Source organism: Variovorax sp. CCNWLW225 (assembly GCF_037204045.1).
Classification (GTDB): domain Bacteria; phylum Pseudomonadota; class Gammaproteobacteria; order Burkholderiales; family Burkholderiaceae_C; genus Variovorax.
Window position 1 is genome coordinate 146,591 of the sequence record NZ_JBBCBV010000001.1, and the last position, 19,328, is coordinate 165,918.

Genomic DNA, 19,328 nt, shown 5'->3' on the forward strand with positions numbered 1-19,328 from the left:
ATGCCTCCTCTTTTCATGCCGCCTCGCGCACTTGCAGCAGCGTGCGGGCGTAGCCTTCGAGCTCGGCGGCGCGGTGAGCGGCGGTGTGCTCCGAAAGAATGCGCCGTCGCGCGCGCTCGCCCACGGCGCGGCGCTCTTCTTCGGGCAGTTCTCGCAAGAGCCGCAGCACTTCGCCAGGCGAATCCGCCAAGAAAATTTCTTCACCCGGCACGAGCAGCGATTCGATGCCGTCCCAGCGGTCGCTGATGATCGGCGTGCCGCACGCCGCTGCTTCGAAGATGCGCACGCTGGGGGACCAGCCGGCCTGGATCATGTCGGCGCGGGTCACGTTGAGCGTGAAGCGCTGCCGGTTATAGAAATCGCGGTGCAGCGCCGGCGGCAGGTGTGCCGTGTAGCGCACGTTACTCGGCCATTCGATGCCACTCGGATACTGCGCCCCGGCCACTTCGAAGCGCCCTTGCGCCCACTGGCGCGCGGGCTCGAGCAGCAGCGCTTCGAGCGTGGGCTGGCGGTCGTCGCTGTAGGTGCCCATGTAGCCGAGGTCGCAATCCTGCGCCACGGGTTCGGGGTAATACAGCTCGGGGTCGACCGAGCAATAGAGCATTCGCGCGGCGGGCGAGCCGAACTCGCGCTCCAGCCGGTCGAGCGTGGGGCCGCCGGTGAAAGACAGGTACATGTCGTAGCCCGCAATCTGCCGCGCCTGCAGGTAGGGGGTGCCTTCGCGCGCGAGGGCTGCGAGCGTGACGGGCGTATCGATGTCGTAGAAGGCGGTGCGCCCCGGTGCCTCGGCCTGCACCCAGTCGCCGACGGCCACGCCGTCAGGCACGAAGGAGCCGACGATCACGAGGTCGGCCTCACCGATCTGCGCCGCATGGTCGCGCTGCAGGCTGGCAACGTCGGCGTACAGCGCGGTACGACCGAAGGGCGGATTGGGCAGGTCGCGGTGCCCGGCGTACCAGGGCACATCGCGCTCGAGAAACAGCACGTCGTGCCCGCGCCGCACCAGTTCGCGCACCAGGCCGCGGTAGGTGGTGGCGTGGCCGTTGCCCCACGAAGAAGTGATCGAGAGCCCGAGGATGACGATCTTGAGCGGTGACGCCTGCATGCTCATGCAACCTCCAGGGCTTGCGCCGCATCGCGGCCTTCGAGCAATGCCTCGAGCTGCGCGGCACGGTGCGCGTAGGTGTGTTCCGCCAGCACGCGGCGGTATGCGGCCTCGCCGATGCGGCGCGCGCTTGCGGCGTCGAGCTGGCGCACATGCGCCGCCACTTCACCGCCGTCGGCGGCCACCAGCACTTCCTTTCCGGGCTCGAGAAAAAGCTCGATGCCCTCCCACGCGTCCGTGATCAGGCAGGCGGCGGAACCGGCCGCCTCGAACACGCGCGTGGCCGGCGAAAAACCGTAGCGCGCCATGCTGTCGCGGCTCACGTTGAGCACGGCCATGGGCGTGCGGTTGAATGCGTTGTGGTCGGCGGTGTAGACGTGGCCGACATAGCGCACGTTGCTGGGCATGGCCTTGTCGCTCCAGCCGCTGCCACCCAGCAGAAAGCGCTGCTCGGGCAGCAGGCTGGCGGCGCGAAGAAAGAACTCTTCCACGCGCGCCTCGCGGTCGGGCAGGCGGTTGCCGAGAAAGCCCAGGTCGGCCTCGAAGCGTGCATCGGGCCCTACCGGGTGATGCGTGGAGGGATCGAGTGCGTTGTAGATCGGAATGCAATCGCGCGCGCCGGCACGGCGATAGGCCTGCACCACGGGGTCGCCGCCGCCGTAGGTCAGCACCATGTCGTAGCGCGGCACCAGCGCATGGAACGGGTCGGCCGCATCGGCCTGCAGCCGGTCGAGCGTGGCGGGCGCATCGACGTCCCAGAACACGACGCGCGTGCCCGGGCCCTGCAAGTCGAGCACGGCCTCTTCGAGCAGCGCATCGAACACGCCCACGCCGCTGGCCTTGACCACCAGGTCGGCGCCGCGTGCATGCTCGACCATGCGGCGTGCATTGGCATCGCCCTCGCCCGGATAGACGATGACCTCCGCCCAGTCGGGGGCGTCCATGTCGCGGTGCTGCTGGCGGCCGAAGGCATCGGGCTCGTAGAAGCGCACGCGATGGCCACGCTCGTGCAGCGCGCGAACCATGCCGCGGTAATAGGTGGCGGCGCCATTCCAGTAGGCCGACACGAGGCTGGAGGCAAAGAAGGCGATGTTCATCTTTTTCTTCATGCGGGAATGCTCCGGAGGTGGGTGGGTTCGCCTTCGAGTTCGGCGTGAATGGCCAGCAGCTCGTCGACGCGGTGGGCGCAGGTGTGGCGGGCAAGCACGGTTTCCAGGCCCTGTTCGCGCAGCGCGCGGGCCAGGTCAGGGTCGTGCAGCACGTCGCGCAAGTGGCGGCGCATGGCGCCGCCGTCGTTGGCCACCAGAAAGTCGCGGCCGGGCGTGAACAGCCCTTCGGCGTCGTTCCACGGCGCGGAAACCAGCGGAATGCCGCAGGCCAGCGCCTCGAACACCCGAATGGTCGGAATGCCCGGCAGCGCCTGGACGTAAGGCCTGCGCGGCACATGCACCGTGACGCGGTGGCGCGCAAAGACGCGCGGCGCCCGGTAGTTGGGGAGCCAGCCGCCGAAGTGGATGCGCGCGGCGCGCAGGCGGTCGAGCGCCCTGTCGGGGTAGCGCACGCCGTGCACGCGGGCTTTGAGGCGCAGGTCGTGCACTGGCTGGAGCAGGAACTCGTCGAGTTCGGCTTCGCGCTCGTCGTCGCCCCAGTTGCCTATCCAGACCAGGTCGCCCTCCTCCACTTCATCCGGTATCGGATGGAAGTGGCGGATGTCGGCGGCCTCGTGCCAGGTCCACGCACGGCGCGCCCAGCCCTTCTTGCGGTACAGGTCGCGGATCACGTTGCCGAAGGCCAGCACGCCGTCGTAGTGCGAAAGGTCGTAGCCGGCCATGCTCTTTTCTTCGGTCACCGAGCGGTGGTGCGTGTCGTGAAAGAAAAGCCGGTAGCGCCCACCGTCACGCCGGTGAAGGCCGATGCGGCGCACCAGCGCATGGTCGTTCCATTCATGCACCAGCACCACGTCGGCGTCTTGCAGCGCCTCGTCGAGATCGAGCGTGGCGGGGTCATAGGTGGTGCTGTGCAGTTCCGGGTACACCCGCGCGAACTCTTCGAGCGGCGCCTGGCCGTGCTCGGCCTCGAGGTTGGTGCGGCTCCACGCGCCGTGCGGTTCGTACACCGCAAGCTCGTGGCCGCGCGCAAGCAGCTCGCTGCACACGCCGCGCAAGAAATGCGCGTTGCCATGGTTCCAGTCGGATACGAGCGAATGGCAGAACATCACGAAGCGCATGCGGCCTCCTTTGTTTTTCTTCGGGCGCGGCCGGCGCCGCCCGCGCGGGACGCTGCCGGCGCGAGCAAGCGGCCGTAGGCTGACATGTAGGCGTCTGCCATTCGCGCCGGCGTGAAATGCCGCGCACGTTCCGCCGCCCGGTGCGCCATCTGCTGGCGCAGCGGCGCATCGTCGATCAGCTGCATCAAGGCCGCGTGCAGCGCATCGTGGTCGTCCGGCTGCACATACAGCGCGGCGTCGCCCCACACCTCACGCAGGCTCGGCACGTCGCCCAGCACCAGCGCGCATTGCGAAAGCGCCGCCTCGAGCGCCGAGAGGCCGAAGGGCTCGTAGCGTGCGGGCAAGGCATAGATCGATGCACGCGCGAACTGCGCGGCCATGGCGTCGGGAGCCAGTTCGCCAAGCCACAGCACGCCGGAGGCCTGGATGCTTTTCTGGCCTGCACCCGGCGCCGATGCCGACCCGGCCACGCACACCGGCCAGGGCAAGCGTGTGGCCACGGCCTGCAGCGCCGACACGTTCTTGGCGGCGTCCCACAGCCTGCCGGCCGAGAGAATGACCGGCTCCTTGTCGCCGGGAGCGAACATCGCCGCGCTGCGGCCGTTGGGCAGTACGAGGCCGCCGTGGATGTACCCGTAGTCGAGCGCAAGCGACGAGAGCATGGCTTCCGTCGGCGCGCCGACAAGGTCCGCGCCGTCGAGCCCTTGCCGCACCGTGCGGCGGTAGGTGTCCCAGCTCGCCGGCGCAAGCTGGCGATGCACGGCGCGCCACCACGAGGCCACGCACGAATGAGCCACCACGAGCTTCGGTGCCGCGAACGGAAGCGCGCCGAAAGCGAACTGGTTCAGGTGCACCACGTCGGGAGCCAGTTCGTGTTCGAGTCCCAGCAGCCACTGGCCGGCGCGGCGCACGTCGTCCCACGGGTTCTCCATCCACTCGAGGCGCCACTCGCTCGCGTGCAATTCCAGGCCCGGGAGCGACGCGGCCTGCGCGCGCTGCGCCGGTGTGGGCAGCGCCCCCAAGGTGGCCAGCGACACGCGCACGCCCCGCTCGCCAAGCGCCGCGGCAAGCTCCAATGCGTGGCTCCAGACGCCGCCGACCGTATCGGCCGTCATCAGCACATGGCGCGGCGCTTGTTGCGGTGTTTCAGCGTTCATAGATTGCATCCAGCACAGCCGCCACTTCGGTCAGCCGCTCGATCTCGGGATCGAAGGCACCGCCGTTCGCGAGCGCGCGGGCCCAGTGCACGGCGGCCCGCCCGCCCCAGTCGTCGGGCGGCGAGGCGAGCGGGATTGCACGCGTGCCGTCGAAGCGCTCGGCGATAAAGTCGTAGAAGGAGCCGTTCACGTTGCGGAACGAGGCGCCCCCGCGCGTGCCGTGAAAGTTGGCTTCGATGACGGCATCCCGTCCCGCCGGCAGGTTCCAAGAGCACGCGAGCCGCGCCACGCAACCGCCCGCGAGATCGATCTGCGCCACCGCATGGTCTTCGACAACCGCCGAAGGCAGCGCAAGGCGCCGGCCGCCGGCATGTAGGCGGCTCGACACCGCCTCGACGCGTGGAAAGCCCAGGGTCCAGAGCGCCAGGTCGACCATGTGGATGCCCAGGTCGATCACGCAGCCGCCGCCCGAAAGCACCGGGTCGCGGAACCAGGGCTTGTCGGGGCCGTAGGCGTTGTGGAACACCAGGTCGACGGCATACACCTCGCCGATCTCTCCGGCGGACACGAGCTCGCGGATGCGCTGCATGCCGGCCGTGCGCCGGTAAGAAAGATCGACGCCCAGCAGCCGGTTCGCGCGCTTCGCTGCGTCGATCACGCCTTTGGTTTCCTCGGCCGTGCGTGCCAGCGGCTTCTGGCAGAACACCGCCATGCCGCGCGCGAGTGCCGCTTCGGCCTGCCGGGCATGAAGCGCGCTTGGCGTGGCGATCACCAGCCCGTCGAGTTCGCGTTCGAGCAGCGCATCGAGCGAGCGCAAGCTGGCCGCGCCGGGTGCCAGTGCGCATGCGGCATCGCATGCATCGGCCTGTGCATCCGCAACGGCTGCAATTTCCGCCGAGCCGTCTTTCGCAATGGCTTCCATGCGGTTCCTGCCGATCCAGCCGACACCCAAAAAACCGAGCCGGGGCCGCCGAAGCGGCGCCGCCTGGGTGCCTGCGGAGGGCGCAGTCGCCAGGGCCGGCTCCAGCGCATTCACCATGTGCGCGGCCCTCACGTGGTCACCACCGCTTTCAGAAAACCGTCGGGCCGCGTGCGCGTGAGCTCCAGCGCCTCGCCCAGCCTGTCGAGCGGCAGGCGGTGCGTGAAGAGCGGCTCGGCATCGAGCACGCCCGCGGCCATCATGTCGACGGCTTCGCGGATGCCCTGCACATACATGCGCGGGTCGCGCTCATGCGCGTTGATCACGTCGATGCCGCGCCAGTTCCAAATCTGCATGTTGACCTGGCGAGTCCCGTCCTGGTGATAGCCCGCAATCACGAGGCGGGCGCGCTCGCCGGTGATTTCACCGGCCAGGTCGAGCGGCCACTGCAGGCCGACGGCCTCGATGGTGCGTTCGCACATCTTCTCGCCGGTGAGGCGCTTCACCTCGTCCAGGATGCGCCAATGGTCGTCCATCACGATGGTGTGCGCGGCGCCCGCCTGGCGCGCGACCTCCAGCGCAAAGGGCCGCCGCGATATGGCGATGACCCGCGCGCCGGCCTGCGTGGCAAGCCGCGTGAGAATGGCGCCGAGAAACCCGATGCCGACGATGGCCACGGTCTGGCCGGCGCGGATGTCGCTGCGGCGAAAGATGTTGACCGCGCAGCCGAGCGGCTCGCCGGGCATGGCCACATCGGCCAGCGAGGCCGGCAACGGCACCACCGAACCCGCATCGGCCACGTCGTATTCGGCATGCGCGCGGTAGGTGAGCGCGGCCACGCGGTCGCCCACGGCCAGGCCGGTGACGCCCTCGCCCACAGCCGCGATGCGGCCCCAGCCTTCGTGCCCCGGCGCACCGGCCGGCTGCGGGTATTCGAACCAGGAGCGGCCCTCCCACAGCGGCAGGCTCGATGCACAGACGCCCGAGCCCTCGAGCTTGAGCAGCACCTGGCCCGCAGCGGGTTCGGGCGTATCCACCTGCCGCAGGACGGCCTGTCCCGGCGAAGCAATGACACTGGCGAACATGCTCACCTCTCGGCCGCTGCAAGCACCGGGCGGCGCTGGCCGCTCTTGCGTGCGGTGGCGGGTTGCGCCCGCATCTCTCGCAGCCACTGGTGCAGGCGCTCGATGCCGTGCCGCGCGTCGATGGCAGGCCGCCAACCCGTGGCGGCCTCGAAGCGGCGCGTGTCCGAGACGTAGTAGCGCTGGTCGCCGGTGCGCCAGTCTTCATGCGCGGTCTCGGGGCGCTTGCCTTCGAGCACTTCGATCTGGTCCAGCAGATCGAGCAAACTGATCACGTTGCGCGGCCCGCCGCCGATGTTGAAGGCGCCGCCGGCCAGCTTGCCGATATTGCGCTGCGCCAGCACGAAGGCATCGACGAGGTCGTCGACGAACAGGATGTCGCGCACCTGCTTGCCGTCGCCGAAGAGCGTGATGGGTTCGCCATCGAGCGCGCGCAACAGGAAGTGGGCCACCCAGCCCTGGTCTTCGGTGCCGAACTGGCGCTGGCCGTAGATGCAGCTCATGCGGAAGACCACGGTCTTCACGCCGTAGCTGCGCGCGTAGTCATGCACGTACTGGTCGGCCGTTCCCTTGGAGCAGCCGTAGGGGCTGTGAAAGTCGAGCGGCCGCGCTTCGGAAATGCCGTGGCTCGCAATCTCGGCCGCCACCGGTCCGTAGCGCTGGCCCTCGAGCTTGAGCTCCACGTCTTCCAGGCCGCCGTAGACCTTGTTGGTCGAGGTCATCAGCACCGAGGGCGGCACCGGCTGCGCGCGGGCCGCCTCGAGCACGTTGAGCGTGCCCAGCGCGTTCACCGCAAAGTCTTCACGCGGATCGACCAGGCTCGTGGTCACCGCCACCTGCGCCGCAAAATGAAAGACGTGGTCGGCCCGCGCAACCGCGCGCTCCACCGCGGCGGCATCGCGAATATCCGCAACAGCCACGTCGAGGCCGGTCGCATGGTTCTGCTGCAGCCAGTCGAGGTTGCGTTCCACGCCGGGGCGCGAGAGGTTGTCGAACACCAGCACGCGGCGGCCTTCGGACAGCAGCCGGTGCGCGAGGTTGGCCCCCACGAAGCCCGCGCCACCCGTGATGAGCGTGACCCGATCCTTGCCGTTGAGCGCGCGCCGGGGAGTGAGTACTGCGTCCCGGCTGTTCATATGGCCAACCCGCGGGCGGAAAGCTCTGCGCTCGCTTGCGCCACGCGGTCGACCGCCGCTTGCCCCTCCAGCCAGGCCGCGAGCTCGGCCAGGCCGTCTTCCAGGCTCACGCGGGGCGAATAGCCCAGCACGCGGCGAGCCTTGGATATGTCTGCGTAGCAGTGCCGTATGTCGCCGACGCGGTACTTGCCGGTGATTTCGGGCAGCAGGTTTTCCTTGCCCACGGCCTCGGCCACGCGCTGTGCGATGTCGCGCACGCTGTAGGCCTCGCCGCTGCCGATGTTGAACACCTCGCCCGCCGCGGCCGGCATTTCGAGTGCGAGCCGCGAGGCGCGCGCAATGTCATACACGCTCACGAAGTCGCGCTGCTGGTGCCCGTCTTCGAAGATCTTGGGAGGACTGTCGTTGAGCAGGCGCGACGCAAAGATCGCGAGCACGCCGGTGTAGGGATTCGACAGCGCCTGCCGCGGGCCATAGGCGTTGAAGAAACGCAGCGCCGCGGTCGGAATGTTGTAGGCCCGGCCGATCATGAGGCACATGCGCTCCTGGTCGAACTTGGAGAGCGCATACACCGATGCGAGCGCGGGGGCCTTGTCTTCCGGCGTGGGCGCGGGCACCAGCGCCAGCCCGTCTTCGTCGCGCCACTCCCAGTCGCCGCGCCGCAGCTGCTCGAGCGTGCGCTCCTGCACCGTGCGGAGCTCGCCGCTTGCGGTGCGGTAAAGGCCTTCGCCATACAGGCTCATGCTCGATGCGACGATCAGCTTCTTCACCGGCTTCTCGATCAGCGCCTCCAGCAGCACCGCGGTGCCCAGGTTGTTCACCCGCGTGTAGTGCGCCACCTCGTACATGCTCTGGCCCACGCCCACTGCCGACGCGAAGTGGTAGACCGCGTCCACGCCCTTGAGCGCATCGCGCACCGCGGCCGGGTCGCACACGTCGCCAACGACGAGTTCGATGTCGGCCTCAAGGTAGTCGGGCCTGCGGCCGCTGTCGCCATGCACCTGCGGCGCAAGGTTGTCGAGAACGCGAACGCGATAGCCGTGGGAGAGAAGCTCGTCTGCGAGATGCGAGCCGATGAAACCGGCGCCGCCGGTAATGAGAATTTGCTGCGACATGAAACCCCTTTTTTGTTTGAGCCGCCGGCGAATCGTCGAGGGAGATATCTTCTTTTTCAACGCCTTGGCGAAGCCCTAAATTCGACGAAGAATTGCCGCCTTCATGTGCGAAGGTACTTACCTGTGTGTAGGCGCGTTGCCCTGTTACGCCACTGCAGAGTTGGGTCTGTGCATCGAGGGTGTTTCACGTGCGCGCGAGGCTTCAAACGAGCGTAGATTGCGAAGGAACAAAGCTTCGGCTTTGTGTTCAATCACGTCCGCCCTGCGCACGCGCGGCGGCTCTCGCAAAGGTCTCCAACATGAGCAAGATACGTGTCGCAATCGTCGGTGTGGGCAACTGCGCCTCCTCGCTGGTGCAGGGTGTTCACTTCTATGGCAACGCCCAGGGCACCGACTTCATTCCCGGCCTGATGCACCTCGATCTCGCGGGCTACCGCCCGTCCGACATCGAGTTCAGTGCCGCCTTCGACGTGCATGCGCAAAAGGTCGGGCGCGACCTGGGCGAAGCCATCTACGAAGCGCCCAACAACACCATTCGCTTTGCCGATGTGCCCAAGCTGGGCGTGCAGGTGCACCGCGGCCCCACGCACGACGGCATTGGCGCCTACCTGAAGGACGTGGTGCCGCTTGCGCCCGGCAAGGCGCAGAACGTGGCGAAGATCCTGAAGGAGACGAAGACCGACGTGGTGGTGTCGTACCTGCCGGTGGGCTCCGAGAAAGCGACGCAGTGGTATGCGCAGCAGGTGCTGGAGGCCGGCTGCGCCTTCGTCAACTGCGTGCCGGTGTTCATTGCTTCGCGGCCCGAGTGGGAGAGGCGCTTTGCCGAGCGTGGCCTGCCGATCATCGGGGACGACATCAAGTCGCAGGTGGGCGCGACCATCGTGCACCGCATCCTCACCGATCTTTTCAGGAAGCGCGGCGTCCGACTGGACCGCACCTACCAGCTCAACTTCGGCGGCAATACCGACTTTCTGAACATGCTCGAACGCGATCGGTTGCTGTCCAAGAAGATCTCCAAGACGCAGGCCGTCACGAGCCAGCTCGGCCATCCCATGAAGGCCTCCGACGTGCATGTGGGCCCGAGCGACCATGTGCCGTGGCTGGACGACCGCAAGTGGTGCTACATCCGCATGGAGGGCACCACCTTCGGCAACGTGCCGCTGCAGTGCGAAGTCAAGCTCGAGGTGTGGGACTCGCCCAATTCTGCCGGCGTAGTGATCGATGCGGTGCGCTGCGCCAAGCTCGCGCTCGACCGCGGCGTGGGCGGCGCGGTGCTGGCGCCTTCGAGCTATTTCATGAAGTCCCCGCCGCAGCAGTTCACCGACGACGAGGCCCGCGAACTGGTGGAGGCGTTCATTCGCGGCGACGCCGAAGCCGCCGCGCCGCCCGAACGCAAACCCCGCGCGCATGAACATGCGCCGCGCCACACGAAGAGGAGCAAGCTCGCATGATCGAAGCCGTCAAGTTCTGGAACGAGCCCAACAACAAGTCGCACTGGGACCTCGAGCTCGACCCCGACTGGTCTGCTTACGCACAGATGGTCAAGCTGGCATCGAGTGCCGTCCGCGCGGAGAACAGCACGCTCACGCAGGTGCTGGGCGGTATATCACCCATCGACGCGCACTTCATGGCGGGCCTCCGCGACCGGGGCGTGCTCGACGGGCTCGACGCGGTGGCGGTGCACGGCTTTCCGCTGGACTGGAACAACTGGCAGATCCACGAATGGCCGCGCCGCATCGCAGAGATCGAGGCGGTGACGCACCTGCCGGTGTGGGTGACCGAAGTGGGCGTGTCGACCTTCGGCGCTGAAGAGGTGCAGGAGTTCGGGCTGCGCCGCACGGCCGAGCTGCTGATCGGCCGGGTGCCGCGCATCTTCTGGTATTCGCTCTACGACCTTCCCCAGGCCTGGCCGGCCACCACGCGGCACCGCGAGGCCGAGGGATCGAGCTACTACCGCCACTTTCACATGGGCCTGCTGCGCGAAGACGGCACGCCCAAGCTCGCATGCGAGCAATTTGCAAGCTACACGCCATCGATGGGCATTTGCCAGTGGTTCCACTTCGAAGACCATCGGCTTGACGACGCGGTGCGCTGGCTCGAGCGGCTGGGCGTGCGCCACCTGCGCACCGGGCTGAGCTGGGCCGACAGCTTCCGGCCGAATGCCGAGCGCTGGTTCGACCGGCAGATGCGCGCGCTGGAAGACTTCGACGTGACGCTCACCTTCTGCTTCACGCCCGAGCACCGAGGCATTGCGCCGCACCACACCAGCCCGCCGCAGCAACCCGAGGAGTTTGCCGAGTTCTGCGCGAGCATGGTCCGGCGCTATGCGTCGAACCGGGCGTGCACGGTGTTGCCCTTTGCGGCCGCCGGCACCACGGCGCCGTCGCGCATGCCCGCCGCGAGCTGAGCCGGCGAAAGCTCTCCGGCCGAGAGCAGGCCATCGAAGTATTCGATGGTCTTGCGCAGGCCCTCTTCGAGCTGCACGCTCGGCTGCCAGCCGAGCATTTCCTTGGCAAGGCGGATGTCGGGCCGGCGCTGCATGGGGTCGTCCGAAGGCAGCGGCGCGAATGCGAGCTTCGATGACGAGCCCGTCAGCTTGATGACCAGGGTTGCAAGCTCGCGCACGGTGAACTCGACCGGGTTGCCGATGTTCACCGGGCCGGGCCCGCCGGCCGAAGCGTCCATGAAGCGGTTGAGCCCTTCCACCAGGTCATCGACAAAGCAGAAGCTGCGCGTCTGCAGGCCTTCGCCATAGATGGTGATGGGATCGCCGCGCAACGCCTGCACGATGAAGTTGGACACCACGCGCCCGTCGCGCGGATGCATGCGCGGCCCGTAGGTGTTGAAGATGCGCGCCACGCGAATGTCGACCTGGTGCTGGCGGTGGTAGTCGAAGAACAGCGTCTCGGCGCAGCGCTTGCCTTCGTCGTAGCAGCTGCGCACGCCGATCGGGTTGACCTTGCCCCAGTAGCTCTCGGGCTGCGGATGCACGTCCGGGTCGCCGTACACCTCGCTGGTGGAAGCCTGCAGGATGCGCGCGCGCACCCGCTTGGCCAGGCCGAGCATGTTGATGGCGCCATGCACGCTGGTCTTGGTGGTCTGCACCGGGTCATGCTGGTAGTGCACGGGCGAGGCGGGGCACGCCAGGTTGTAGATCTGGTCTACCTCCACATAGAGCGGAAAGGTGATGTCGTGGCGCATGAGCTCGAAGTGCGGATTGCCGAGCAGGTGCTCCACATTGCGCCGCGTCCCGGTAAAGAAATTGTCGGCGCACAGCACGTCGTGGCCTTGCGCCAGCAGCCGTTCGCAGAGGTGGCTCCCGAGAAAGCCCGCGCCGCCGGTCACGAGAATGCGGCGTTGGGAGTTGTAGACACGCATGATCGAAGCTCCTGTTGTGTGTTTGTCTGTCTTTGTTCAGCGGCCGATGGCCAGGTAGTCGAAACCCTGCGACCGGATCTCGGGGTCGTACAGATTGCGTCCGTCGAAGATCAGCGGCTGCCTGAGCGCGGTCTTCAATGCGCTGAAGCTGGGGCTCTTGAAGGCCTTCCAGTCGGTGAGGATGACCAGTGCATCCGCATCCTCCACGGCCTGCATCGGGTTCTCGACGTAGCGCAGGCGCGCAATCAGCTCGGGCATGCCCTCCAGGTCGCCTGCAAGCACCTTGCGCGCCTCGGCAATGGCAACCGGGTCGTGCGCAACGACTTCTGCGCCGCGCACCAGCAGCGCCTTGATCACCAGGCGGCTCGGCGCTTCACGCATGTCGTCGGTGTCGGGCTTGAAGGCCAGCCCCCACACGCCGAAGCGGCGGCCACGCAGGTCTTCGCCGAAGCGGCGGACGATCTTTTCTATGAGCACCTGCTTTTGCGCGTCGTTCACCGCGCGCACCGCCTCCAGCACCTGCAGGCGCTGGCCGTGCGTGGCGGCGGTGTGCACCAGCGCCTGCACGTCCTTGGGAAAGCAGCTGCCGCCGTAGCCCAGCCCCGCATACAGAAAGCTGTAGCCGATGCGCGGATCGGAGCCTATGCCGCGACGCACCTGCTCGATGTCGACGCCCACTTTTTCCGCAAGATTTGCAAGCTCATTCATGAAGCTGATGCGCGTGGCGAGCATGGCATTGGCCGCGTACTTGGTGAACTCGGCCGCCTTCACGTCCATGTGGATCATGCGGTCGCGCTGCCGGTTGAAGGGCGCGTACAGGCGGGTCATCACTTCCCTGGCATGGCGCCCCGCCTCGCCGGGCTCGGTGCCGACCACGATGCGGTCGGGCCGCATGAAGTCGTCGACGGCCGCGCCCTCTTTCAGGAATTCGGGGTTGGACACGATGGCGACCGGAAGCCCCTGCAAGCCGCTGCCCGCCGCATGGTCGCCGTTGCTGCGGCGCTCCGAGAGCTCCTCCTCGATGGCCGCGCGCAGCTTGCCGGCGGTGCCCACCGGCACGGTGGACTTTTCGACCACCACCTTGAAGCCCTGCATGTGGCGGCCGATGCTGCGGCCGGCGGCGAGCACGTATTGCAGGTCGGCGCTGCCGTCTTCGCCGGGCGGCGTGCCGGCCGCGATGAAGATCAGGTCGCCGTGGTGCACGGCCCGGGCCACGTCGGTCGTGAAGTGCAGGCGGCCGGTGCGCACGTTGCGCTCGATGAGCTGCGGCAGGCCTTCCTCGTGGATCGGCACGCCGCCCGATTGCAGGATTTCGACCTTGCGTTGATCGACGTCGAAGCAGACGACTTCATTGCCGATCTCCGCCAGGCAACTGCCTGTGACGAGACCTACGTAGCCGGTACCGAGGACTGAAATTTTCATGGAGGAAGAACGGATGAGTGCCGATGTTCGTGGTGGTGTAAGCGTGTTGAAAAAACCTAGCAGAAATTTTTCGGCGAAGGAACAGGACAGCACCGTGGTGCGTGGTTGACTGCATTGATGAGCGCAAATAACGTGGCGCATCGAAAACAGAGGCGGCGCCCCGCGGGCATGCCGGTTGCCATGAATTTTTTTCGACGACTACGAACGATGACGACGACCTGGACACCCAACTTCAGCTGGATCACGCAGGAGCTTGCCGTCGGTGGCAGCTTTCCATCCGAGCGCGCCGAAGAGCTCGCCTCCGCGCATCGCATTCGTGCGGTGGTCGACCTGCGCAAAGAGGCCAAGGACGACGAGGCCGTGCTGCACCGGCACGGCATGACGCTGCTGCACTTGCCGACCGAGGACATGTGCGGCGTCGATGCCGAACAGCTCGATGAAGGCGTGGCCTTTGCCAGCGCCGCGCTCGACCGCGGCGAACGCGTGCTCATTCATTGCGAACACGGCATCGGCCGGTCGGCCACGCTCGCGCTGTGCGTGATGGTGTTTCGCGGCGAGCGACCGCTCGATGCGCTCGAGCAGATGAAAAGCCGCAGGGCGCTGGTGTCGCCCTCCCCCGCGCAGTTCGCGTGCTGGAGCGAATGGCTGGCGCGCCATCGCGAGCTGAGCCGCGCGCCGTGGGAGGTTCCGGATTTCGATGCGTTCCAGGCCATTGCATACCGCCACATGCGGATTCGCTGATGCTGGTCTATGGCGACGCGACGCGGCGGGAGCCGGCCGCCCGAAAGCTGGCGCGGCTGCGCGGGCAGCTTGCCGATGCGCGGGCTTCGCCGGCGGGCCTTGGCAGGCACTGCCTGCTTGTCGATGCGCTCATCGAAGCCGGCGAACTGGTTCAGGGCGTTGCGGATGCGCACTTTCTCGCGGCCGGAAAGCGCGACACGCCGTCGCCCCAGACGGATGCCGCCATGGCGCTCACCGTGGCGGTAGCCAGGCTGTGCGCGCAGTCGTGGGAGACAGCCTTTGCGCATGAGTGGCGGCAAGGTCCGCTGGAAGACCGGCTCGCCGCGTGCGAAACCCTGCTTGCTTCCGCCGACCTGGAAGTGAAGCAGCCTGAGGGCTACGCGTTCTACGCGCTCTATCCGGAAGGCCACTTCGCCGCCGCCAAGCGGTTGGGGCCCGGGCCGTGGCGCGTGATCGGTCTCCGCAGCATCGGCACCAGCCTGGCCGCGATGGCGGCGGTGGCGCTCGATGCGCCTGCGCCGCTGACGCTCAGGCCGGTCGGGCATCCCTTCGAACGCCATGTTTCGCTGGGCGACGCGCCGCTTGCAAAGCCCGCCGCGCACCATGCCATCGTCGATGAAGGGCCCGGGCTCTCGGGATCGTCGATCGCGGGCGTGATACGGCGGCTGCGCGATGAAGGCGTGCCGGCGGACCGCATCCATCTCTTTCCCGGGCACGCGAACGGACCGGGCGCGCAGGCCAACGATGAAACGCGCGCGCTGTGGACGCAGGCTTCGGTGCACGTGGTCGGGTTCGACGAACTGATCTTGCGCGCCAAACATCCCGCTCATCGGCTGCAGGGCTGGGTCGAGTCGCTGGTCGGGCCGCTTCATGCGCCGCTTGCCGAGATCACCGGAGGCGCATGGCGCCGCGCACATGGCGATGGCCAAGGCGATGTGCCTCCGGCTCATCCATGGCAGGAGCGGCGCAAGTTCCTGGCGCACAGCCATCACGGCGCCTGGCTCGTGAAGTTCATCGGCCTGGGCCACGCCGCGCGCCAGCGTTTCGGCTGTGCGATGCGATTGGCGGAGGCCGGTTTCTCCCCCACCGTCGCGGGCCTGTGCCATGGCTTCATGGTGGAGCAATGGCACGATGAGATGGCGCCGCTGTCTCTCGCTCGGTTGCAATGCACGGAGCTCAGGGCGCGCCTGGTCGAACGCGTTGCGGACTACATCGCATTTCGCGTGCGCAGCTTTCCCGCACCGGAAGAGAACGGCGCGTCGCTGCGGGCGCTGTGTGAAATGGGGCGGCACAACAGCACCCAGGCGCTTGGCAATGGACTGGCGAGCGCATGGGATCGATTCCAAGTCCAGGCCGAGCGACTGGAGGGCCGTGTGCAACGGGTGAAGACGGACAACCGCATGCACGCATGGGAATGGCTGGCGGACGACAACCGCATCCTCAAGACCGATGCGGTGGACCACCACGCGGGCCACGACCTGATCGGCTGCCAGGACGCGGCTTGGGATGTTGCCGGTGCGTGTACCGAGCTCGGGCTGACCGCCGAAGAGCTGGACCGGCTGGTCGACGGCCTCTTGCGGCGCGGCTGCCGGATCGACGCGGAGCTGCTGAGCTTCTACGCGCCGGCTTACCTTGCCTTCCAGTTGGGCCACTACCACCTGGCGGCACAGGACGCTCGCAGCCAAGATGAGCAAAGGCGCCTCGAGTCGCACTGCGAGCGCTACACCCAGGCGCTGCGCGACCAACTCGCAGGCAGCTGAGAAGCTACTCCAGAGCGCTTGCGAACATAAGTGCTCAGGGCATCAGCCTGGGAGGCCCCGTATGTAGTCCGCGCTGCCACCCACACGAGAAACGTTCCTACGCGAGGCACCCGAGCCCGCCCCGAATCTGCAACCGGGTGAACACACCGGCTCGACAACCATTTTTCCCGTGGGTGCGAGTTTGGCGGCGGCCATGGTGGTCGCCGCCTTTTTTGCGGGCGTATCGCTTGTTCGAAGATGACCACTCTTGATCTGCTGTTTGCCCGAGGCCCCAGGATGCGACCCGTGCGTCGAGTGCTTGGTTTCTGCATCGTTGTACTGGGCCTGGGCCTCTTGGCCTTCGAGGCGGCCGAGGCGATCTGGCGCGGCGATGCGCGCGTGCGCGGGGCACTTCTGGGCGGGAGCCTGGCGGCGCTGGCTACGGCGCTCGGCACGCTGCCCGTGGCACTGTCGCAGCAGTTCTCGCAGCGCAGCTGCGACACCATGCTGGGCTTTGGGGCCGGCGTGATGCTCGCCGCCACTTCGTTCTCGCTCGTGATCCCGGGCCTGGAGGCCGCGCGAGCCCAGGGCGCCGGCGCGTGGGCCGCCGGAGGCATTGTGGGCGGGGGCGTGCTGCTCGGCGCGGCGCTGCTGCTGGCCATCGACCGCATGGTTCCCCATGAGCATTTCGTGAAGGGCCTCGAGGGGCCCAAGGCGATGAAACTGAAGCGAGTGTGGCTTTTCGTGCTGGCCATTGCGCTGCACAACCTGCCCGAGGGCCTGGGGATCGGCGTCGCTTTCGCGGGCTCCGACCCGGTGGCAGCCACCGCACTGGCCACGGGCATCTCGATCCAGGACGTGCCCGAAGGCATGGTGGTGGCGCTTGCGCTGCGCGGCGTGGGCTACGGGCGTTTCATGTCGGTAGGCCTTGGCGTGGCTTCGGGCCTGGTGGAGCCGGCCATGGCGGTGCTGGGCGCCACGGTGGTCACGCTGACCGCCAGCCTGCTGCCCTGGGGCCTGGCACTGGCGGCGGGTGCCATGCTGTTCGTCATCAGCCACGAGATCATTCCGGAGTCGCACCGCCAGGGCCACGAGGCCTTTGCAACGGGAGGCCTGATGGTCGGCTTCGTGCTGATGATGGTGCTGGACACCGCGCTGGGGTAAAGAAAGGGCACGCCATATGACTGCACTCGACCTTTTGAACCTGGACGTGCTCCTTGCGCGCAGCGTGCTTCTGCGCGCCGACTACCTGCAGGCGCAAAGCCGGATCACCGAGTCGCTTGCCAGGTGGAACGGCGATCCGGGCCAGGGGCCGGCCGACAGGGACTTCGAGGAGCTGGCTCTTGCGATGAGCCGCTCGCTCTCGGCCGACGCCCGCTACCTTTGCACCCTTTCGTTCACGGTGCGCGGCATCATAGAACGCGCGAAGGCCATGGCCTGATCAGGCTCCGCCGAACGCGAGCGCGGGTTTGGCGATCATGAGCCAGAACAGCGCAAGAAAGAGAAAGAACGCCGGCACGCCCAGTGCCACCCACCACTTGAAGAGCAGCCAGTAGCGCGGCGGCAGCGGCGTATTGCCTTCGGCCGCCTGCGCCGCCAGGTCGCGCAACCGCATCTGCAGCCAGACGACCGGCAGCCAGCACGCGATGGCCAATGCATAGCAGACCAGGGAAGCGGCAACCCATGGCGTGAAAAGCGGCATGCCCATGCGGTGCACCAGCCACAGGCCCGTGACCGGCTGCAGCACGGCCGTGGTCGCGGTAAAGAGCCAGTCGGCACGCACCACCATGCGCGAGACGACCGCTATCGCCCGCACGTCGCCGGACAGGGTGGTGGCCAGCAGGTAGAAGGCCGACCCGATGCCGGTACCGAACAGCAGGGTCGACGAGATCACGTGCACGTACTTCAAGACAAGGTATTCCATGGTGCGGCTTTCAAGGCGGCTTGGGTGCTGCGGCATGCATGCGGCGGCGCGAGGGCGGCTCCATGGCCCACAGCAGGCCGATGGCCGCGCACATCGGCAGGTTCTTGGAGAGCGGGCCGAAGGGATGCAGCCAGAACTCCGGCATGGCCCATGTGATGGCCGCGGTGTAGAAGGCAATCAAGGCAAGCTGCAGCGGCCACAGCACGCGGCTGCGCCATGCGGCGGGCAGCGCGAGCGTGCCGATGCCCAGTGCCAGGTCGAACACCGCGGCGCCGTCGAGCAGCAGCTCGGCCCACAGGCCGCTCGCGCCGACGCGGGCCAGCAGCGCAAGGCTCTGGTCGCGCGGGTAGAGCCCGATGGAGACGATAAAGGTCCAGATCCACACCAGCGCAACGGACCAGCGCAGCAGCGGCAGCATCCATTGCAGCCATGCGGCGCGGCGCAGCGCCGGCACGCCGTGGGCCGGAATGAAGGCCCGGTGCGAGCGCGGCGCCCGCCCGAGCCAGCCTTCCAGGTCGGCCGCGGGCGCGGCATTGCCTTGCAGCAGCATGCCCGCGGTTTCTGCGTCCAGAAAGCCGCCCTTCCACCGGCCCGCCAGCATCGCGCCCCACCTGAACAGGCACTCGGGCAGCGGCAGCACCCACGCCTGGTGCGCATAGCCGAGCTGCCGGCGCAGATCGGCCAGGTAGGTGCGCAAACTCACCGGCTCGGGGCCCACGAAGGCGATCGTGCGGCTGCCCACGGGCCGCGCCTCGGCCAGCGCCAGCACGCCGGCGACCACGTCATGCAGGTGGACGGGTTGCAGCCATTGGCCACCGCCGCCGGGCAGCAGCAGCATCGGCATGACGGCAAGCGAGGCGAACAGGTTCGCGCTCGCGCCCTCGTCGCCCCACACCAGCGAAGGCTGCACGACGGCCGACGCCACCCGGCAGCGCCGCAGGTGCCTGTCTGCGGCTCCCTTGCTGCGGTAATAGCCGCTGGCCCCGGCGGGCGTGGCGCCCAGTGCGGAGATCTGGATCACCAGCGCGACGCCCACCGCGGCGCAGGCGTCGAAGAGCTGCACCGGCCCCAGGTGGTGAATGGCATCGAACTCGCCTGCGCGGCGCTCGCGCAGCATGCCGGCCGCGTTGATGACCACGTCTCCGGGGCGCAGGTGTTCCGTCCAGAAGGAAGCGGGCGGAACCTCGGCCAGGTCTGCCGAAATCCATTGCGCATGGGTTTGCGGCCAGCGGGCCTCCGTGCGTGCCTTGTCCGCATCGCGCGCGGTGCACAGCAGGTCGGCCCCGCGGTGCGCGAAGGCTTCAGAAAATGCGCGCCCCAGAAAGCCGGATGCGCCAACGATCACTACCCTCACTGCTCGCCTTTCCCCATGCCGCGGCCAGC

General features: G+C 67.7%; 18 protein-coding genes. 6 read left to right on the forward strand and 12 right to left on the reverse strand.

The genetic code is table 11. The features are described 5' to 3' along the window. Positions 1–13: 13 nt before the first annotated feature. Genes V9L20_RS00695 through V9L20_RS00730 form a run of 8 tightly spaced genes read right to left on the reverse strand, consistent with a single transcriptional unit; the run spans position 14 to position 8,741 of the window. A complete protein-coding gene (locus tag V9L20_RS00695) occupies positions 14–1,111 on the reverse strand; it encodes a CgeB family protein (RefSeq protein ID WP_337295103.1) in 1,098 nt (365 codons plus the stop codon). After that, positions 1,108–2,214, reverse strand: coding sequence for a CgeB family protein (locus tag V9L20_RS00700; RefSeq protein ID WP_337295104.1), 1,107 nt, complete (start codon positions 2,212–2,214; stop codon positions 1,108–1,110). The genes V9L20_RS00695 and V9L20_RS00700 overlap by 4 nt, the downstream gene beginning before the upstream one ends. Continuing rightward, entirely contained in the window at positions 2,211–3,332 is a 1,122-nt protein-coding gene (locus V9L20_RS00705; protein ID WP_337295105.1) for a CgeB family protein, read from the reverse strand. The genes V9L20_RS00700 and V9L20_RS00705 overlap by 4 nt, the downstream gene beginning before the upstream one ends. After that, complete coding sequence (locus V9L20_RS00710; protein WP_337295106.1) at positions 3,320–4,489, reverse strand: glycosyltransferase family 4 protein; 1,170 nt, start codon at positions 4,487–4,489, stop codon at positions 3,320–3,322. The genes V9L20_RS00705 and V9L20_RS00710 overlap by 13 nt, the downstream gene beginning before the upstream one ends. Beyond that, a complete protein-coding gene (locus V9L20_RS00715) occupies positions 4,479–5,543 on the reverse strand; it encodes a Gfo/Idh/MocA family protein (RefSeq protein WP_337295107.1) in 1,065 nt (354 codons plus the stop codon). Before V9L20_RS00715 ends, V9L20_RS00710 begins: the two co-directional genes overlap by 11 nt. Next, positions 5,540–6,493 carry an MDR/zinc-dependent alcohol dehydrogenase-like family protein gene (locus V9L20_RS00720; RefSeq protein WP_337295108.1) on the reverse strand — a complete coding sequence of 318 codons (954 nt, stop codon included), beginning with the start codon at positions 6,491–6,493 and terminating at the stop codon, positions 5,540–5,542. Before V9L20_RS00720 ends, V9L20_RS00715 begins: the two co-directional genes overlap by 4 nt. A 2-nt stretch (positions 6,494–6,495) precedes the next feature. After that, on the reverse strand, positions 6,496–7,626 hold the full coding sequence (locus V9L20_RS00725) for an NAD-dependent epimerase/dehydratase family protein (protein ID WP_337295109.1): 1,131 nt from the start codon (positions 7,624–7,626) through the stop codon (positions 6,496–6,498). Continuing rightward, on the reverse strand, positions 7,623–8,741 hold the full coding sequence (locus V9L20_RS00730; protein WP_258505561.1) for an NAD-dependent epimerase/dehydratase family protein: 1,119 nt from the start codon (positions 8,739–8,741) through the stop codon (positions 7,623–7,625). Before V9L20_RS00730 ends, V9L20_RS00725 begins: the two co-directional genes overlap by 4 nt. Before the next feature lie 299 nt (positions 8,742–9,040). On the opposite strand from V9L20_RS00730, the gene V9L20_RS00735 reads away from it, so the two are divergent. Both V9L20_RS00735 and V9L20_RS00740 read left to right on the forward strand, forming a co-directional pair. Further along, positions 9,041–10,192 carry an inositol-3-phosphate synthase gene (locus tag V9L20_RS00735; RefSeq protein ID WP_337295110.1) on the forward strand — a complete coding sequence of 384 codons (1,152 nt, stop codon included), beginning with the start codon at positions 9,041–9,043 and terminating at the stop codon, positions 10,190–10,192. After that, complete coding sequence (locus V9L20_RS00740) at positions 10,189–11,148, forward strand: beta-xylosidase (protein WP_337295111.1); 960 nt, start codon at positions 10,189–10,191, stop codon at positions 11,146–11,148. Before V9L20_RS00735 ends, V9L20_RS00740 begins: the two co-directional genes overlap by 4 nt. On the opposite strand, the gene V9L20_RS00745 is transcribed toward V9L20_RS00740, so the two are convergent. Then, positions 11,064–12,119 carry a UDP-glucuronic acid decarboxylase family protein gene (locus tag V9L20_RS00745; RefSeq protein WP_337295112.1) on the reverse strand — a complete coding sequence of 352 codons (1,056 nt, stop codon included), beginning with the start codon at positions 12,117–12,119 and terminating at the stop codon, positions 11,064–11,066. The two genes, V9L20_RS00740 and V9L20_RS00745, sit on opposite strands and share 85 nt — an antisense overlap. Before the next feature lie 36 nt (positions 12,120–12,155). Further along, complete coding sequence (locus V9L20_RS00750; protein WP_337295113.1) at positions 12,156–13,541, reverse strand: UDP-glucose dehydrogenase family protein; 1,386 nt, start codon at positions 13,539–13,541, stop codon at positions 12,156–12,158. Between the two features lie 207 nt (positions 13,542–13,748). On the opposite strand from V9L20_RS00750, the gene V9L20_RS00755 reads away from it, so the two are divergent. From V9L20_RS00755 to V9L20_RS00770, 4 genes are all read left to right on the forward strand, one after another. Then, positions 13,749–14,282, forward strand: a complete 534-nt coding sequence (locus V9L20_RS00755; protein WP_337295114.1) for a protein-tyrosine phosphatase family protein — start codon at positions 13,749–13,751, stop codon at positions 14,280–14,282. Continuing rightward, entirely contained in the window at positions 14,282–16,042 is a 1,761-nt protein-coding gene (locus V9L20_RS00760; protein ID WP_337295115.1) for a hypothetical protein, read from the forward strand. Before V9L20_RS00755 ends, V9L20_RS00760 begins: the two co-directional genes overlap by 1 nt. A 276-nt stretch (positions 16,043–16,318) precedes the next feature. Further along, entirely contained in the window at positions 16,319–17,185 is an 867-nt protein-coding gene (locus V9L20_RS00765; RefSeq protein ID WP_337295116.1) for a ZIP family metal transporter, read from the forward strand. A 16-nt stretch (positions 17,186–17,201) separates the two neighbouring features. Continuing rightward, on the forward strand, positions 17,202–17,462 hold the full coding sequence (locus V9L20_RS00770; RefSeq protein WP_258505552.1) for a hypothetical protein: 261 nt from the start codon (positions 17,202–17,204) through the stop codon (positions 17,460–17,462). Here V9L20_RS00770 and V9L20_RS00775 read toward each other — a convergent pair whose 3' ends face one another. Further along, complete coding sequence (locus V9L20_RS00775) at positions 17,463–17,945, reverse strand: DUF2269 family protein (protein ID WP_337295117.1); 483 nt, start codon at positions 17,943–17,945, stop codon at positions 17,463–17,465. Positions 17,946–17,955: 10 nt separating this feature from the next. Beyond that, complete coding sequence (locus V9L20_RS00780; protein ID WP_337295118.1) at positions 17,956–19,299, reverse strand: SDR family oxidoreductase; 1,344 nt, start codon at positions 19,297–19,299, stop codon at positions 17,956–17,958. Positions 19,300–19,328 lie beyond the last annotated feature (29 nt).

Coding starts and splice junctions, on each gene's coding strand:
- V9L20_RS00695 (WP_337295103.1), bottom strand. CDS start 1,111: ATGAGCATGCAGGCGTCACCGCTCAAGATCGTCATCCTCGGGCTCTCG.
- V9L20_RS00700 (WP_337295104.1), bottom strand. CDS start 2,214: ATGAAGAAAAAGATGAACATCGCCTTCTTTGCCTCCAGCCTCGTGTCG.
- V9L20_RS00705 (WP_337295105.1), bottom strand. CDS start 3,332: ATGCGCTTCGTGATGTTCTGCCATTCGCTCGTATCCGACTGGAACCAT.
- V9L20_RS00710 (WP_337295106.1), bottom strand. CDS start 4,489: ATGAACGCTGAAACACCGCAACAAGCGCCGCGCCATGTGCTGATGACG.
- V9L20_RS00720 (WP_337295108.1), bottom strand. CDS start 6,493: ATGTTCGCCAGTGTCATTGCTTCGCCGGGACAGGCCGTCCTGCGGCAG.
- V9L20_RS00725 (WP_337295109.1), bottom strand. CDS start 7,626: ATGAACAGCCGGGACGCAGTACTCACTCCCCGGCGCGCGCTCAACGGC.
- V9L20_RS00730 (WP_258505561.1), bottom strand. CDS start 8,741: ATGTCGCAGCAAATTCTCATTACCGGCGGCGCCGGTTTCATCGGCTCG.
- V9L20_RS00735 (WP_337295110.1), top strand. CDS start 9,041: ATGAGCAAGATACGTGTCGCAATCGTCGGTGTGGGCAACTGCGCCTCC.
- V9L20_RS00740 (WP_337295111.1), top strand. CDS start 10,189: ATGATCGAAGCCGTCAAGTTCTGGAACGAGCCCAACAACAAGTCGCAC.
- V9L20_RS00745 (WP_337295112.1), bottom strand. CDS start 12,119: ATGCGTGTCTACAACTCCCAACGCCGCATTCTCGTGACCGGCGGCGCG.
- V9L20_RS00750 (WP_337295113.1), bottom strand. CDS start 13,541: ATGAAAATTTCAGTCCTCGGTACCGGCTACGTAGGTCTCGTCACAGGC.
- V9L20_RS00755 (WP_337295114.1), top strand. CDS start 13,749: ATGACGACGACCTGGACACCCAACTTCAGCTGGATCACGCAGGAGCTT.
- V9L20_RS00760 (WP_337295115.1), top strand. CDS start 14,282: ATGCTGGTCTATGGCGACGCGACGCGGCGGGAGCCGGCCGCCCGAAAG.
- V9L20_RS00765 (WP_337295116.1), top strand. CDS start 16,319: ATGCGACCCGTGCGTCGAGTGCTTGGTTTCTGCATCGTTGTACTGGGC.
- V9L20_RS00770 (WP_258505552.1), top strand. CDS start 17,202: ATGACTGCACTCGACCTTTTGAACCTGGACGTGCTCCTTGCGCGCAGC.
- V9L20_RS00775 (WP_337295117.1), bottom strand. CDS start 17,945: ATGGAATACCTTGTCTTGAAGTACGTGCACGTGATCTCGTCGACCCTG.